This window comes from Streptomyces sp. ID05-26A, assembly GCF_033794685.1.
Taxonomy (GTDB): Bacteria; Actinomycetota; Actinomycetes; order Mycobacteriales; family Pseudonocardiaceae; genus Lentzea.
This window is the reverse complement of sequence record NZ_JARAYZ010000002.1, coordinates 1515908-1531249: the sequence shown is the minus strand read 5'-3', so window position 1 is coordinate 1531249 and position 15342 is coordinate 1515908. Positions and strand designations below refer to the sequence as shown.

At 72.0% G+C, this 15342-nt stretch carries 14 protein-coding genes; 7 read left to right on the top strand and 7 right to left on the bottom strand.

Going from position 1 to position 15342, the window contains the following annotated elements; translation table 11 throughout:
- From PV646_RS22655 to PV646_RS22645, 3 genes are all read right to left on the bottom strand, one after another.
- The gene (locus tag PV646_RS22655) at window positions 1–1188 is read right to left on the bottom strand and encodes a zinc-dependent alcohol dehydrogenase (protein WP_500344171.1); all 1188 of its coding nucleotides are present in this window, start codon (window positions 1186–1188) and stop codon (window positions 1–3) included.
- A 78-nt stretch (window positions 1189–1266) separates the two neighbouring features.
- Window positions 1267–2229, bottom strand: a complete 963-nt coding sequence (locus PV646_RS22650) for an iron-containing redox enzyme family protein (protein WP_500344170.1) — start codon at window positions 2227–2229, stop codon at window positions 1267–1269.
- A 34-nt stretch (window positions 2230–2263) separates the two neighbouring features.
- Entirely contained in the window at window positions 2264–3250 is a 987-nt protein-coding gene (locus PV646_RS22645; protein WP_500344169.1) for a carboxylate-amine ligase, read from the bottom strand.
- 89 nt (window positions 3251–3339) lie between these two features.
- Between PV646_RS22645 and PV646_RS22640 the strand changes: the two genes are divergently transcribed.
- The 6 genes from PV646_RS22640 (at window position 3340) to PV646_RS22615 (ending at window position 8567) form a co-directional block, all read left to right on the top strand.
- Window positions 3340–3732, top strand: a complete 393-nt coding sequence (locus PV646_RS22640) for a hypothetical protein (protein ID WP_500344168.1) — start codon at window positions 3340–3342, stop codon at window positions 3730–3732.
- Window positions 3733–3896: 164 nt separating this feature from the next.
- Window positions 3897–4937: a glycosyltransferase gene (locus tag PV646_RS22635; protein WP_500344167.1), complete on the top strand. Its 1041-nt coding sequence runs from the start codon at window positions 3897–3899 to the stop codon at window positions 4935–4937.
- Between the two features lie 4 nt (window positions 4938–4941).
- Window positions 4942–5403, top strand: a complete 462-nt coding sequence (locus tag PV646_RS22630; protein ID WP_500344166.1) for a PAS domain-containing protein — start codon at window positions 4942–4944, stop codon at window positions 5401–5403.
- Entirely contained in the window at window positions 5400–6893 is a 1494-nt protein-coding gene (locus PV646_RS22625; protein WP_500344165.1) for a SpoIIE family protein phosphatase, read from the top strand. The genes PV646_RS22630 and PV646_RS22625 overlap by 4 nt, the downstream gene beginning before the upstream one ends.
- A 6-nt stretch (window positions 6894–6899) precedes the next feature.
- Window positions 6900–8000 carry an ANTAR domain-containing protein gene (locus PV646_RS22620; protein WP_500344164.1) on the top strand — a complete coding sequence of 367 codons (1101 nt, stop codon included), beginning with the start codon at window positions 6900–6902 and terminating at the stop codon, window positions 7998–8000.
- A gap of 171 nt (window positions 8001–8171) precedes the next feature.
- Entirely contained in the window at window positions 8172–8567 is a 396-nt protein-coding gene (locus PV646_RS22615; protein ID WP_500344163.1) for an STAS domain-containing protein, read from the top strand.
- Window positions 8568–8573: 6 nt separating this feature from the next.
- On the opposite strand, the gene PV646_RS22610 is transcribed toward PV646_RS22615, so the two are convergent.
- Together PV646_RS22610 and PV646_RS22605 are read right to left on the bottom strand one after the other, a co-directional pair.
- Window positions 8574–11207, bottom strand: a complete 2634-nt coding sequence (locus PV646_RS22610) for a SpoIIE family protein phosphatase (RefSeq protein WP_500344162.1) — start codon at window positions 11205–11207, stop codon at window positions 8574–8576.
- Window positions 11208–11279: 72 nt separating this feature from the next.
- On the bottom strand, window positions 11280–12191 hold the full coding sequence (locus PV646_RS22605; protein ID WP_500344161.1) for a hypothetical protein: 912 nt from the start codon (window positions 12189–12191) through the stop codon (window positions 11280–11282).
- Window positions 12192–12489: 298 nt separating this feature from the next.
- Here PV646_RS22605 and PV646_RS22600 point away from each other — a divergent pair, with 298 nt between their 5' ends.
- Window positions 12490–13074 (top strand): transglycosylase family protein, encoded by a 585-nt coding sequence (locus tag PV646_RS22600; protein ID WP_500344160.1) that lies wholly within the window; start codon window positions 12490–12492, stop codon window positions 13072–13074.
- A 37-nt stretch (window positions 13075–13111) separates the two neighbouring features.
- Here PV646_RS22600 and PV646_RS22595 read toward each other — a convergent pair whose 3' ends face one another.
- The gene (locus PV646_RS22595) at window positions 13112–14422 is read right to left on the bottom strand and encodes a calcium:cation antiporter family protein (protein ID WP_500344159.1); all 1311 of its coding nucleotides are present in this window, start codon (window positions 14420–14422) and stop codon (window positions 13112–13114) included.
- Between the two features lie 230 nt (window positions 14423–14652).
- Window positions 14653–15339, bottom strand: coding sequence for an ankyrin repeat domain-containing protein (locus PV646_RS22590; RefSeq protein ID WP_500344158.1), 687 nt, complete (start codon window positions 15337–15339; stop codon window positions 14653–14655).
- Window positions 15340–15342 lie beyond the last annotated feature (3 nt).

Below are 15342 nucleotides of genomic sequence, written 5' to 3'. Positions count from 1 at the left end.
TCAGCTCGGTTGGAGCAGGACCTTCTGAGCCCCGTGCTGCTTCTTCTGGAACATCTCGTAGGCCCTGGGCGCCTCGTGCAACGGCAACCTGTGCGTCGCGAAGTCGTCCACGCCCAGAGGATCGTCGGAACCGGAGAGCAGCGGCACGATCTCGTCCATCCAGCGGCGGACGTTCGCCTGTCCCATGTGGAGCCTGATCTGCTTGTCGAACAGTTCCATCATGGGCATCGGGTCGATCATGCCGCCGTACACACCGGACAGTGAGATCGTGCCGCCGCGCCGCACCGAGTCGATGGCGGCGTACAGCACGCTCAGCCGGTCGATGCCGGCCTTCTCGGTGATCAACGCTCCGGCGGCCTGCGGCAGCGCGGCCACCAGGTTGTGAGCGAGCCGCGCGGCCGGGGCGCCGTGCGCCTCCATGCCCACCGCGTCGATGACGGAGTCCGCGCCACGACCCGCGGTGAGCGCGCGGACGGCGTCGCCGATGTCGTCGTGCTCGCGGGTGTCGAGGACCGTCGCACCGTGCGCCTCGGCGCGCGCCAGGCGCTCGGTCACGAGGTCGATCCCGATGACCTGCCCGGCACCCTTGTGCAGGGCGACGCGGGCGCACATCTGCCCGATCGGCCCGAGCCCGAAGACCACGACGGAACCACCCGCGGGGATCTCGGCGTACTCGACCGCCTGCCAGGCCGTCGGCAGCACGTCGGACAGGTACACGAACCGGTCGTCCGGCGGGCCGTCCGGGACCTTGATCGGCCCGTACTGCGCGTGGGGCACCCGCAGGTACTCGGCCTGCCCGCCGGGCACCTGCCCGTAGAGCTTCGTGTAGCCGAACAGTGCCGCGCCCTTGCCCTGCCCGGTGACCTGGGTCGTCTCGCACTGCGACTGCAGCCCGCGGTCGCACATGAAGCAGTGCCCGCAGGAGATGGTGAACGGGACGACCACGCGGTCGCCCGGCTTGAGGGACGTGACCTCCGCGCCGACCTCCTCCACGACGCCCATCGGCTCGTGACCCAGGACGTCGCCCTCGGTCATGAACGGGCCGAGCACCTCGTACAGGTGCAGGTCCGAACCGCACACGCCGGTGGAGGTGACCCGGATGACGGCGTCCGTGGGTGACTCGATCCGCGGATCGGGCACCGTGTCCACCCGGACGTCGCGTTTGCCGTGCCAGGTGACCGCCTTCATCAACGCTCCATTCGTGAGAGAACACAGTTGTGGGCCGGGTGCCCTCGTAGTCGCCTCACAAACACCCGAGCGCGAGCGCTATCCGTTCTGCGACACCAGCGACCGCAGAGGCGTGCGCAGCGACGACTCGCCGTTCTTCCAGGACGACAGCAGGTGATCTGCCAGTCGTGACTCCAGGTGTTCCGTCGCCTGGATCCCGAACACGACGTCGGCCTGAAGCGACGGCTCCTGCTCCAGCAGCGAACCGATGACGTCGTTGCGCATGATCTGCTCGTGCACGGCGTCGGCCTCGATGTGCTCGGTGAAGAACTCGACGCACCGCGGGTCGGCGTCCATCCGTCCCAGGGCCTGGACCATGCGCTGGGCGCTCGGTCCCGTGGTGATCTCGGCGGCGGCGAAGTGGCCGACCAGGGCGCCGCGCAACGACCGGTGCAAGCCGAACAGCGACATCATGTTGACGATCGCGATGGCCGGTGCCGGCACGTCGTCGAGGTAGCGCAGGTAGTCCGAGGACATGCCCGCGCCGTCGAGCAGGTCGGCGTACAGCTGTGAGTGCATGCGGTCGGCCCGTCCGCCGCCGAACTCGTCGAACTCGACCGCCACCAGCGCCGCCTTCGCCCTGCCCCGCAACCGGGGGATGACCCAGGCGTGCGGGTCGGCCTCCTTGTGGTGGTACACCGAGCGGTGCGCGAAGTACTCGCACATCTGCTCCCAGGTCCCGTCGTCGCGCAGGTGGTGCGAGACGCCGCTGCCGGGGACGTGCTCGACCAGCATGTCGCCCAGGGCGGTGTCGAGGTCGTCACCACCGTCCACATCGGAGCGAAGACGGCCGAGGAACGCGCTTTCGGCCTGTGCCCGCAGCCGCAGCAGTTCCGGGTCCCACTCCCAGGCGGGGTCCACGCCGTCGAAACCGCCGTAGTGCAGTTCGTACAACGTGTACAACGCGATCGTCAGGTCCTCTCCGTACGGATCGGCGGCGGCGAACGGGATCGCGCGGCCGTCCGGGTCACCGCTCAGCGCGGCGACGACTTGCTCGGACAACGGGCCACGAGGCGTTGGAAGGTGCACTCAGGAGTCATACCCGCGTGGAGACGAGCCCATGCACGAGTTCCAGCTCACCGCGTTCCTCCAACGCCGGCGTCACGTGCTTGAGCAGCTTGTCGAGCAGTGCCGTGGCGGGCACCCGGCACTCCAGCCACGGGTCCACACCGGCTCCGTCCACGCCGTACCGCGAAGCCGCCCACACGGCGGCGGCGAGCACGTCGTCGCGCACGGCGTCCGGCTTCTTGCCGTCACGGAGGTCCTGGTTCGCGGTGTGCACGAGAGCGCGGGACAGCGCTGCCTGCAACACCGATCCGCTCACTTCGGTGGAGGCGTCGGCCATGCGGAACTCGACGGTCGGCAGCCGGGAGGCCAGGCGCACGAGCCAGAACGTCTGCGCCGCGTCCACGAGCGTTCCGCAGCGCACCATCCGGGCGACGTGGGCGTCGTAGTCCCGCGCGTCGGTGAAGAGCGGCGGCACGCCGGAACCGGGGAAGCGCGACTGCTGCACCATCCGCCAGCTCGCGTAGCCGTGGTCGGGGGAGTTGGCGGCCAGCGCCAGCAGGGTCGGCAGCCACGGCCGCACGTGGTTCAGCACCGCCACCGCCGTGTCGCGATCCGGCACGCCGACGTGCACATGGCATCCGCTCGCCTCGTAGTCGTCCACGACGCCCGCGTACATGTCGAGCACGCGGCGGAACCGTGCGCCCTCCGAGACGACCGAGTGCGTGGAGGCTTTGAGAGGTGTGCCACGGGAAAGCAGCTCCAGGCCCTCCGCTCGGGCGGCGTTGGCGAGCATCGAGCGGGCCTGCGAGAGCGCGTCACCGAGGGCGGCCACTCCGGTGCACGGACCGGTCGCCGCCTCGACCTGCGTTCCCGCGAGTTCCGCGTGGAACTTGGTGAGCTCGGTGTCCCGCACCCGTGCCAGCACGGCTTTCGCACGCATGACCGTGCGCCGCGAAGCAGTGTCGACGAGCAGGAACTCCTCTTCCACCCCAACGGTGTCGGCGCAGGTGTCCACCAAGAGCCCGTCTCCGCTCTTCCCGCAACGTTGCCGCCGGGTTACCCGCGCCGGGTGAGGACGAACCACCACGGGGTATCCGGCCCGGCATGGACGACAAGACGATCGAGGCGCTCGGCAAGCTCAGCAAGGCGCGGGAGACCACCGAACGGGCTCGCGGCCACCTGTACTCCTTCCACCAGCTCACCGGCACCGCGGACTTCGAGATCGGGGACGCGATCGAGGCGCTGCGCGAGGCCGGGCACGTCGACCACGCGAACCGCGTGCAACGGGAGTTGCTCGGCCGCAACGTCCTGCCGGGACGCTGGACCTTCCAGATCGTCGAGGAGTACGACGACATGTACTACGACGTGGTCCGTGAGGTCGAACGCGCCGTGCGCGACGATCTGGCGGGCGGCCAGCGGCACGGCCTGGAGAAGCAGCTCAAGCGAGACCGTCAACGTCTCAGCGCCGCCGCGTACTCCGAGCAGACCGATCGGTGAACAGGGCCACTGCCTGCCTGTCCTGCGGTCATGGGGCGGCTGGGCTACGTTCGAAGGCAGGGTTCAGCACGCAGCCCTCCGTCGCGGCGCAGCCGTGCGGATGGGCGGAGCTGCCACCGAGGTGACCGCTCGACCCTTCCGCGATCAAGGCCGGAAGAGGGCGCATGAAGATCGCAATGGTGTCGGAGAACGACGCGCAGGGCCGCTGGGACGTGCACGCCGCGGACCTGGCGGCGGCGCTGGTGTCGCTGGGCCACGAGGTCACGGTCCACAGCTGCGGTGAGGCCGTGGCCACCGTTCCCGGCCAGGAGCCCTATCTCGGTGGCTTCGTCGACTCGCTCCGCTTGGAGTGGGTGCTCACACCACCGGACGTCGTGCACGCCCACCACTGGCGGCCCGGCCTGGCCGCGCTGCTGGCGGCACAGACGGCCGGTGTGCCCGTGGTGGCGTCGTTCCACGGTTTCGGCCGGCGACCCGACGTCGAACGACTGGTGGGCAGGGAGGCCGCCGTGGTCGTGGCGGGCTGCGGGGACGAGGTGCTCCGGCTCGCGGAGGCCGGGCTACCGCGCTCCAGGATCGTGGTCGTCCCGCGCGGGGTCGACGCCGACCTGTTCCAGCCACAGGGCGAACCAGTTCGCAGACGAGTGAAGCGCATCGTCTGCCGGGCGGGCGACGGGGTGGCGGACGTCGTCGCGGCGCTGCCGTGGCTGCCGGACGCCGAACTGCTGATCACCGGGGCGTTCCCGGCGGGCGAGGCCCGCCGTCTGGGACAGCGGGCGCGAGAACTCGGCGTGCACGAGCGGGTCCGGTCGACCGGACCGGTCGCGCGCGAGGACGTGCCGGCGTTGCTGCACTCGGCGGACGTGGTGGCATGCGTGCCCAGGCAACCCCTGTGGGACGCGTGGCCGCTGGAGACCATGGCCTGCGGTGTGCCGGTCGTGGCCACGGCGGTGGCCGGGCTCAGCGACGCCGTGACCGACGGTGTGACCGGGGTCCTCATTCCACCGGGCGAGGTGAAAATGCTGGTCAGGAGGCTGCGAGAGGTCCTGGAGGACGCCATGCTCCGCACCTCGTGCGGGATCGCGGCGGTGGACCGGGTCCAGGCCCGGCACACCTGGCCGGACGTCGCGCGCGGCGTGGAGCGGCTGTACCGGCGAGTGCTGGAGATCCCCTCGGCCGCGAAGCACGGACGAGCGGTGGGCTGACACCGTGGGGGAGCCGGACGCTGCTCTGGACCGGACCGTCGGCGCGGCGGAGGTCGTGCGCCAGGTGTACGACGAGATGCCGTTGATGGTCATGGGGTACGAGGGGCCGGAGCACCGGATCATCGCGGTGACCGGCGTCTGCCGGACGTGGCTCGGCCGGGGCGAACTGATCGGGCCGACGGTGCGGGAGGCCTTTCCGGAGACGAAGGGTCAGCAGGTGTTCGAGATCGCCGACCGGGTCTGCGCCACCGGCCGGCCGGAGTCGCTGCGCGGGTTCCGGCTCCAGTTCGTCCGGCGGGATCCCGGGGTCCGCGTGGAGGTCTTCGTCGACTTCACCGTGACCCCGAGACGTGCGCCGGACGGGCGGGTCACCGGCGTCGTCATCGACGCGGCCGACGTCAGCGAGCGTGTCCGGGTGCGGCGGGCCGCCGAGACCGACGCCGATTCGGGGAGGCGAGGGACGTGATCGACGCACTGCAGCGGGAGATGCTCCCGTCCGCTGTTCCGCTGCTGCCCGGGGTCCAGGTGGCGGCGAGCTACCTGCCGGCCCGGGCCGGCACGGCGGCGGGCGGTGACTGGTTCGACGCGGTGCCGCTGCCGGGCGGCAGGCTCGGCCTGGTCGTGGGCGACGTGGTGGGCCACGGCCTCGCCGCCTCGGCGATCATGGGCCAGTTGCGGGTGGTCACGTCCGAACGCCTGGTGGCCACCGGGGACCTCCACGAGGCCCTCCGGTCCGCCGACGCGACCGCGCAGCGGATCCCCGGTGCCAGGTCGGCCACGGTGTGCGTCGCGGTGCTGGACCCCGTCTCCGGCGTCGTGGAGTACGCGTGCGCCGGGCATCCGCCACCGCTGGTCGTCGCGGCCGGCGAGGCGCGGTTCCTGGAGAGCACCGGCGGCCGGCCCCTCGGCGTGCGCGGCGATCACGACACGGCCGCCGGACGTGCCGAACTGGTTGAGGGCGATCTCCTCCTGCTCTACACCGACGGAATCCTGGAACGGCCGGGCCGCACGCTCGCCGAAGCCACGGTCGAGTTGCTCCGGACGGTGGGCGATGTCACGGCCGGCCGCGCGTTGCGCGAGCCCTCCCCGCTGGTGGCCGACCGGGTGTGCACGCAGACCGTGGAGCTGTTGGCCAGGGTCAGCGGGCACAGCGACGACATCACGCTGCTGGCCGCCCAGCTCGTGCCGCAGCCCGCGGACCTGCACCGGGTCTACCCGGCCATGGGGGAGTCGCTGCCGCTCCTGCGTGCGGAGATCACCGGCTGGCTCGCCGACGCCGGCGTGGGCCCGGCCGACGCCGACTCGCTGCGCTACGCCGCCGTGGAGCTGGCCACCAACGCGATCGAGCACGCCTACCTCGACTCGGTGGGGGACGACGAGTTCGTCGTCACCGGCAGGCTCACCGCCGGCGGTCACGCCGAGGTGGAGGTGTCCGACCGGGGCCGGTGGCGCGAGCCGAGGCCGTCCGGCGATCGTGGCCTGGGCCTGCAGCTCACCGCCGCCATGGTCGACCGGTTCCGGGTGGACCACGGCGACACCGGGACGACGTCGTCGGTGCGGCACCTCGTGGGCAGGCCTGCCCGCCTGCTGTCGGCGACCGACCTGGGCTTCGCGGTGGCCCCGGCCCCGCCCGACCCGCCACTGGTGGTCGAGGACCACTCGTCGGCCGCCGGTCCGGGCATCCGCGTCTCGGGGCCGGTCGACGCGCACACCGCGGGCATGTTCCAGCAGGCTGTGCACACCGCGGGCGCCACCGGCACCCGCGGGCTGACCGTGGACCTCAGCGACGTCACCCACCTGACCAGCGCGGGCGTGTCCGCGCTGCACCGCCTGATGGGCAGGCACAGTGACAACAGCACGGAACTGCGGCTGTTCGCTCCGGTCGCGACCTCGGCCGACGTGGTCCTCACCATGGTCGGCATCGCCCACGACACCGAGCTCCCAGAGGGGTGGTGACGCCGCGTGAAGTCCATCGCGGGCCTGAACCTGCGCTCCGCCACGACCGAACGCGCGCTGGTGCTGAGGCTGCCCGCGGCGACCGAGCTGGACGGCACCGCCGTGCACGCGTTGCTGGAGGCGACCTCCGCCCTGCCACCGCCTTCGACCGTGGTGCTGGACCTGCGCGAGCTCACCGACCTGCCGGCCGCGGGGGCCAGGAACCTGGTGTCGTTCGTGCGCGCGCTGTCGTTCCGGGCGGTCCGCTGCGCGTTGCTCGTCGACCCGGCCCGGACGGTGGCCAGGGTCCTGGCCACCGTGGACCACGCGCGAACGCTGCCGCGGTTCGCCGACCTCGAAGAGGCGTTGCTGGGACAGGCGTGGATCGCGGAGCACGGCGTGGAGGAGCTGGTGCCGCGGTTCGAGGCGCTGACCCGCACCCTGCTGGGCGCCACCACGGTCGCCGACGCGTTGCAACTCGTCGTGGCCGCGACGCGGAAACTCGTGTCCTGCGCCGACGTGGTCAGCATCACCCTGCGCGGATCGGACGGCGTGTTCCGCACACCGGTCGAGACCGACCCCGTCGCCACCGCGCTGGACGAGGCCCAGTACCGCTCCGGCCTCGGGCCGTGCGTCGAGGCGGCCAGGAAGGACGGTCCCGGGTACGCGATCAGCGCCGACCTGGGCGCCGAACGGAGGTGGCCCGAGTTCGCCGCGGCCGCCACGGAGAACGGTCTGACCGGCGTGCTCGCCACCGAGTTGCTGTCGGCCTCGAACGACGAGGTGACCGGGGCGCTCAACATCTTCGTCCGCCACCACGCCGTGATCTCCGACACCGACCGCAACACGGCCCTGCTGCTGGCCACCCACGCCTCCCTCGCGATCGCCCACCTGCGGACCGCGGAGCTCGCGGTCCTGAACACGGCCCAGATGCGGCGCGCGATCGACTCGCGTGACGTGATCGGCCAGGCCAAAGGCATTCTGATGAGCCGGCAGGGCATCGGCGCGGACGAGGCGTTCGCCTTGCTGCGCCAGACTTCCCAGCATCTCAACGTCAAGCTCGTCGAGGTCGCCGAGACCCTCGTGGCCCGCCGCGGAGAGCTCGAGCCGCCCGTCGTCGGCGCGTGACCTCGGCGGCCCGCGAAGCTGTGTTGCGGTTGTGTCTGGTGGGGAAGGGGCATAGCGTGGTGGCAGTTTCATGTGACACCGAGTCGTTCATGTGAGGTCGTCTACAGGTTCTCCGAGTTGGGCAGCGGCTGGTGTCGGCGCTTCTCGCGGTTGGCCGAGAGGAGCAAGCCGATGAGCCCGCAGTCCAGCGGAGCGGCGGCGGTGTTGACCGCGCGCACCGAGGTGCACGACGGGATCGACGTCGTGATCGTGGCGGGGGAGATCGACCGGGCGGCGGACGGTTCGCCGCTGCTGGTGGCTCTCGACGCGCTGCGGGAACGTCCTCCCGCCGGTCTCGTCCTCGACCTGGGTGCGGTCACCTTCTTCGGTTCCGCCGGTATCAACCTGCTCGTCGGTGTCGTGCGGCGGGCGAAGTCCGCGAACGTCCCGTTCGCCGTCGTCGCGGAGAGCAGGGTCGTGCTGCGGCCGCTCGCCATCTCCGGTGTGGACGCCCTGCTGACCGTGCGCCCGGACCTGCGCGCCGCGTTGGCCGCGCTTCGGTCCGTGCCACCGCAGCGGCGGCGTTGAGACGGTTCACGGCACCACGGGCGTGAAGCGGGTGGTGTGCGCGAGTCCGGACAGGTCGAGGACCCGTGCCGGAGCGCTGGAGTCGGTGGCCACCAACGACAACACCCGTCCGCGTTCCTTCGCCCGCAGCATCGCCTGCAACAGCAGCGCGACGCCGGAACTGCTCAGGTAGCCGACGCCGGTGAGGTCGACCTCCACCGGCCGTTCGTCGTCCGCGTCGACCCGTGCCAGCAACGGCGGCCGCAGCCCGTCCACTGTGGACACGTCGAGATCTCCGGTGAGCAGCACCATCTGCACGCGCTCGTCGTCGCCGTCCGACAGTCCACTTGCGACTGTGATCGGTGGCGGCGGAGGCGCGGTGCGGGTGTCCGGGACGGCGGGGACGTGGAAGCGGATGGTCGTGCCGTCCTCACCCGTCTGCAGGTCGTCCTCGTCGGAGACGGCGCGGATCATGCCCAGTCCCCGGCCGCGATGGCCCTTGTCGGACGGCGGTGGCCGCCACCGGCCTTGGTCGGTGACGGTCACCCGCACACCCCGGCCGGTGCTTTCCAGGATCGTGTCGAACGTGCCGCCTCCCTCGGGATAGGCGTGGTCCACGACGTTCGAGGCGGCCTCTCCCAGCGCGAGCTCCAGGTCGTACGCGGCGTCGTCGGACAGTCCCGCCAGAGCGGCCCAGGTCGTCGCGGCCCGGCGCAGCGGGGAGAGTTCGCCGGGTTCGGCCGGGAGGCGCAGGCGCAGCGGCGGCGGTAGATGCCGTGCCACGACGAGAGCGACGTCGTCCGCCTGATCGTCCGTCAGCATCGTGTCGATGATCCGGCGCGCCAGCGAGGCGGGGTCGAAACCGGCTGTGCCGTCCGCCGCCGCGGCGAGCCTGCGCAGGCCTTCGTCGAGCACCTCGTCCCGGCGTTCGACCAGGCCGTCCGTGTAGAGCACGACCGACGTGCCAGGCGGGAAGGCCGCGGTGTGCTGACTCGGCGGCGCCGGTCCGCCCGCGCCCAGCACCGGTCCGGTCTCGGCCGCCAGCAGGCGCGCGCCGTCGTCACCGACCACCACGGGAGGCGGGTGGCCCGCCGACGCCCAGCACAGCTCGCCGGTGCTCCAGTCGAAGATCAGGCACGCGCACGTGCTGCCGGCCGCGCCGTTGACGCGTGTCGCGAAGGTGTCCAGGCGCCGCAGCGACTCGGCGGGGGAGTGGCCGTCGAGCAGGTACCCGGCCAGGGCACTGCGCAGCTGGCCCATGACGGCCGCCGCGGCCGGTCCCTTGCCGACCACGTCCCCGACGGTGAGGGCGACGCGGGTCGCGCCGACCAGGACGACCTCGTACCAGTCGCCGCCGATCTGGGAGTGCTGCGCGGCCGGCAGGTACCGGGCGGCGGTGGCGAGTCTGGACAGCGCCGGAAGTTCCCTCGGCAGAAGGCTTTCCTGCAACGCGGCCGCGATCTCGTGCTCCCGTTGCAGCAGCAGGTCGCGTTCGGCCTCGGCGCGCCGGCGCTCGGTCACGTCCCTGCCGATCACCTGCAGACCGGTCGGCGTGGACTGGACGCTGAGCTCCAGCGCGACCTCCGTCCCGTCGGCGTGGCGCATCGTGACGACCTGCGAGACCGAGAGGTCCGGTGGGAGATCACCCACGAGCAGGTCGGCGACGGAGGAACCGAGCAGCTCGTCGGACCGGTAGCCGAGCAGGCCGCCGGTCGCCGGGTTCGCGGCCACGAAACGCAGATCGTGGTCCAGCAACCAGATCGCGTCCGTCGCGCGCTCGACGAGCAGCCGCAGCCGCTGTTCGCTGTCTCGCAGGGCCCGGTCGGAGTGCACCCGCTGCAACGACTCCCAGCAGCGGTTCACCACGACGGACACCAGGTCGATCTCGTCGTGCGTCCAGTGGCGGACGGTGGCCTGGTGCACCGCCATCGCGGCCACGAACCGCCCGCCGCGCAACAGCGGCAGGCAGATCACCGCGCGGATGCCGGTCACCCGGTACGCGGCGTGGTCCTCGGCGTCGAGCCGCTGGTCCTCCAGGGCGTCGTCCACCACCCACGGCTCACCCGCGCGCATCGCGGTCAGGGCGCCGTTGCCGAACTCCCGCATCGCGAACCGGCCGGGCAGCGGGGGCAGTCCCGTGGCGTGGTCGCCGCTCATGACGAAGTGGTTCTCGTCGGCCTCCGTGCGGGCGTAGGCGCACCGGTCGACGCCGAGGTGCTCGCCGAGCATCCGCGTCGCCAGCGCCATGACGTCCTCCGCGTCGTCGAGCCGCTGGAACGCGCGGTCGAGCGTGTCGAGGAACCGCTGCCGCTCGTCGGCCGCGTGCCGGGCGGTCACGTCGATCAGCACGCCGGTGCGCAGCGCACCCTGCACACGGGTCCGTTCCGTCAGCCAGACGAGGTCTCCCGCGGCCGTGCGGACGCGGTAGACGATCTCGTAGTCGGCGTCGGAGCCCCAGCGTCTCCGCTCGCTCTCCTCGCGGTCGTCGGGATGCGTGATGTCCCGCCAGAAACCGGGATCGTCGAGCCAGCGCCGGGCCGGGTGACCGAGCACCTGCTCGACCGCGTCCGACAGGAAGGTGACCGCGCCCGACTCACCGCGCCAGACCACCAGCGGCAGGGCGTCCACGAGCGCGGCGAGCCCGGATTCCGGCTCACTCATCGCGTTCAGCCATGCCGCGGCTCTCCTTGGTCGGGCGAGGCGGAGTCCACGGCGCCGGCTGCTTGACGCACGTCAACCGCATCGTACGTCGGTGGAACGTCCCTCATCCGGATCCGCCGGAATCGAGGTGAGGAGGCGTGCACGCGTGCGCGACTGCTCGCCGATCACCGGGAACGTCGGCACCGGTTCGAGCACCGGGGTGGCCTGGGCCCAGCACCGCAGCAGGTGCCTGCCGAGCCGCGCCTCCAGCACGATCGCGGCGGCCGCGCCGTGCAGCAGGTCCTGGGTCCGGCCGGGGTTCTCGGCGAGGTGCGTCCGGCACTCGTCGAGCAACCGGTCCCACCGATGTTCCGGGGCTTCGAGCGTCGTCGCGGGCTGGAGCCCTGCGCGCCGCAGACCCCGGTCCAGCTTCCGTTCCGAGAGCCAGGACCTGGCGGCGGAGGTGGCCTGGTGGCCGAGGGCGGCCGCGGGAGTCGTGCTGTGGCTGAGCATGCGCATCGTGTTGTGCGCGGCGAGCGCCACCGCGGGCACCCGGTCGACGAGGGTGTGGCCGGGAGAGCCGGACAGCGACTTCGTGGCGAGCAGTTCGCGCAGCTGCGCGGCGGACGCCCGGTGCTCGGCGAAGGTGTACACGCCGGTGTGACCGTCCCGCATCAGGCTGATCAGGTGGTCGCCGATGAGCGACGGTGACGCCGTGTCGCCACCGGCCGCGCGCACCACGGGCGCTGTCATCTGGCGCAGGGCCCTGGCCCACCGCTCACTCAGCCACGTGCGCCAGTGCACGAGGTCCGGGTGGTCGTTCGTGACGCCCTCGAAGCCGCCGTCGAGCGTTTCGAGCACGATCCACAGCGCCAGCTGGAAGTCCGCGTCCCCGGTGAGCTCCTCCGGATCGTCCGTCGTCCCGGACGGCCGGGTCGAGCCGGCCGAGAGCAGGGCGGCGATGACACCGGCGCTCACCGGTCCGCGGGCGGTGGGCAACAACATCAGCGCCTCCGTCAGGAGTGATCCGCAATCCCGGGATCACGTACCCGCTGCGGCACAGGTCAAACTCGTCCACCGGGAGCGGTTCAAGATCGTCACCTAACGGGTGATCTTGTCCGCCTCCGGTCGTGCGGATCCGGTCCGGCGTTCGTATGTTCTGCCGGCGGTCGCGAGACCGCCGCACCACCAGGGCCCGCCGTGCGCTCGCCTGTCCAGCGGCGTGCCCTGTCCATGTCGTGGACGAAGCCCTCGTCGGACAGGCGCCTTCACCGGCGAGAGCGGGACGAGGTGCCAAAGGGACATGCGTCATCTTCGTGGCAACATCACCGGTCGTGCCGTGCTCGTCGCCGTCTCCGCGACGGCCCTCGTCACCCTGGGCGGCACGGCCGCCTCGGCCTCCGCGCCGGTCGACTGGGACCGGATCGCGCAGTGCGAGAGCGGCGGCAACTGGTCGACCAACACCGGCAACGGCTACCAGGGAGGGTTGCAGTTCAGCCCGTCGACCTGGCAGGCCAACGGCGGTTCCGGCCAAGCCCACCAGGCGTCCCGCGAGGAGCAGATCCGCGTCGCGGAAAGCGTTCTGCGGACTCAGGGTCTGGGCGCGTGGGGTGCGTGCGGGCGACGTGCGGCCGTCGGCGGCCAGCAGCCCGTCCGGCAGGGGCAGCCCCCGGCCGGACGCAAGGCGGCGTCCCGCGTCGTGCCGGTGGCCGCGCCGTCCACGAGCAACCCCGACGGTGACTACACGGTGAAGTCCGGGGACACGCTCAGCAGCATCGCCGCGGAACTGCGCGTCGAAGGCGGCTGGCAGGCGTTGGTGGAGAAGAACTCCCGGCACCTGACCAACCCGGACCTCATCCGGCCCGGCGACAAGATCGTCACGAAGTGACCTGAGGCGCGGGACCTGTGCCGCAGGTCCCGCGCCGTCACCTCTCAGCGAGTTCGGGCAACGGCGTCACCGCGCCGTCGCGTGCCGTGCGGAGGCCGATCCGCCTGCGCCGCACCAGTTGCACGACCGCCAGCAGGACGTAGAGACCGGACAGCGCGAGGATCACGACGCGGTTCGCGGCGTCGGGCAGCGTGACGCTGGCGGTGAACTGCGCGGCGAACAGCACGAACAGGGTCGTCGCGCCGACGGCCGTCAGACCGAGGTCCGCGAGGATGCTCACCGCGAACAGCGACTGCGCGGCGGTGATGAGCAACTCCAGGCGCTGGTGGCCGTCCAGCGGCAGGCCGTGGGTGCTGCCGCTGGAGATCGCGAACACGATCGGGATGGTGCCGACCAGCAACGTCCACTGGTTGACCTTGCTGGACAACAGGGTGCCCAGCGAGTGCGAGGCCATCAGCCGGGCCGCGTAGAGGCACGCGACGATGAGTTCCGGTGACTCGCTCGCCAGCGGCGCCACCCACTGCACGAGCACGAACTCGTCCACGCCGAGACTCGACCCGGTGTCCACTAGGTTCCGCGCGAAGTGTTCGGCCGTGGCGAGGATGACGATCCCGGCGAACGCGAACATGCCGATCACCCACCGGCGGCGCGGCCGGCGGTCCTGACGGCCGATCCACTCGGACACGCCGAGCAGGTTCGGTTCCTCGACCGGCGCCTTCGACAGCCGCCACGCGTACGCGGCGAAGATCGCCAGGAACACAGCGGCGTCGACCATCGTGAGCGACGTGCGCAGCGGCAGGCTCAGCGAGTACAGGGTCGCGAGGCCCAGGAACACGACCTCGACGGACATGATCGGCGCGAGCACGACCCGTCCCTCGTGCGTCGACCTGCTCTCGCGGTGCGCCCGCCGCACGGCGATCGCGCCCACGAGGACGACGAGGGGCCAGCCGAACCCGACGAGCACCCGGTTGGCGCCGGTCATGTTGGCCAGCGCGAGCGAACACGGGTCCGCCTCACCGGGAGGTGGCACGCAGGTGCCCTCCCGCGCGAACTCCTGGCCCGCCTCGAACGTGAACACCAGGTCCACCGCGTACTCCGGCAGCACGGCCACTAGCGCGAGCACCGCGATGGCCAGTCCGGCGCTGATGTCCACCTGCGCGGCCTCGGCGGCCCACGCGAGCACGAACGCCGCCCCCACGATGGCGATGCCGAACACCAGGGCCGCCAGCGGTGCCGGGACTTCGGGGTGGGGCCAGCCGAGGTAGTCCGCGCCACCCAGGTAGGTGCCGGGGAGCGTGGTGAGCGCGGCCAGGGGAAGCCGTGCGGGGAAACGACGGTCCTCGGACAAGAAGCGCCTCCAGGTCGGGACGAACGTCGCCGCGTCCGGCCCGGCGGTTACCCGTCTCGCGCGCCGCTATGCCGCCGGTTCGGACTTCGTTGCCCGCCAACCGTTCATGGCGGTGCGGCGACCACCTCGGTGGCGGAGGTGTAGCGGCGGCCGGGGAGGTGGTGCAGCCGACGGCGGACGTCGGTGCCGAGGTCGTGGACTTCGGTGCGGCTCACGACGCGGAAACCGGCTCAGCGGCCGCGCAGCCACTCCGCGACGTCCTCGAAACCGCCGCGCACGGCCGCTTCGAGCGGCGTGACCGGTTCCCACGGCGGCAGCCAGTCGACGTCCGCGCCCAGTGCCAGCAACCTCTCCGCGCACTCCCGCTGACCGCCGTGGCAGGCACCCCAGAACGCGAGGTTCACGTCCTCCGGTGTGGCGCCGGCGAGAAGTGCGTCGAGGCGGTCGGTCAGCCCGAGGGTCGCGGCATCGGTCAACGTGACCGCCGCGCCGCGTTCCACGAGCCGGTGGGCCGCACGCCACTGCGCGAACGCCCGCGCGTCGGCCAGGGGAGTGCCACCGCCGATGACCGCCCCGTCGGCGTTGATGTCGGCGCCGGCGTCCAGGAGTGCGTCGAGCACCTCGACGTCGTCGGCGCTGGCGGCCCAGTGCAGCGGCGTCTCGCTGTGCGAGCCTTGGAACCGCGCGTGGACGTCGGCGCCCGCCTCGACCAGCGCCGCCACGGACTGGGCGCCGTGGGGGCGTCGAGCGGGCCAGTCCGTCAGGACGTGCAGCAGGGTTCGCCCACCCCCGTGCTCGTCGACGATCCGCGCGGTGGCCAGTCCGGCGTTCTCGTTCAGCAGGTGCCGCAACGTGGTGAGGTCGCCGCCGTGGAGTGCGGCGGTCACTGCCATGGCCAGCGGATCGTCGTGCCGCATCGT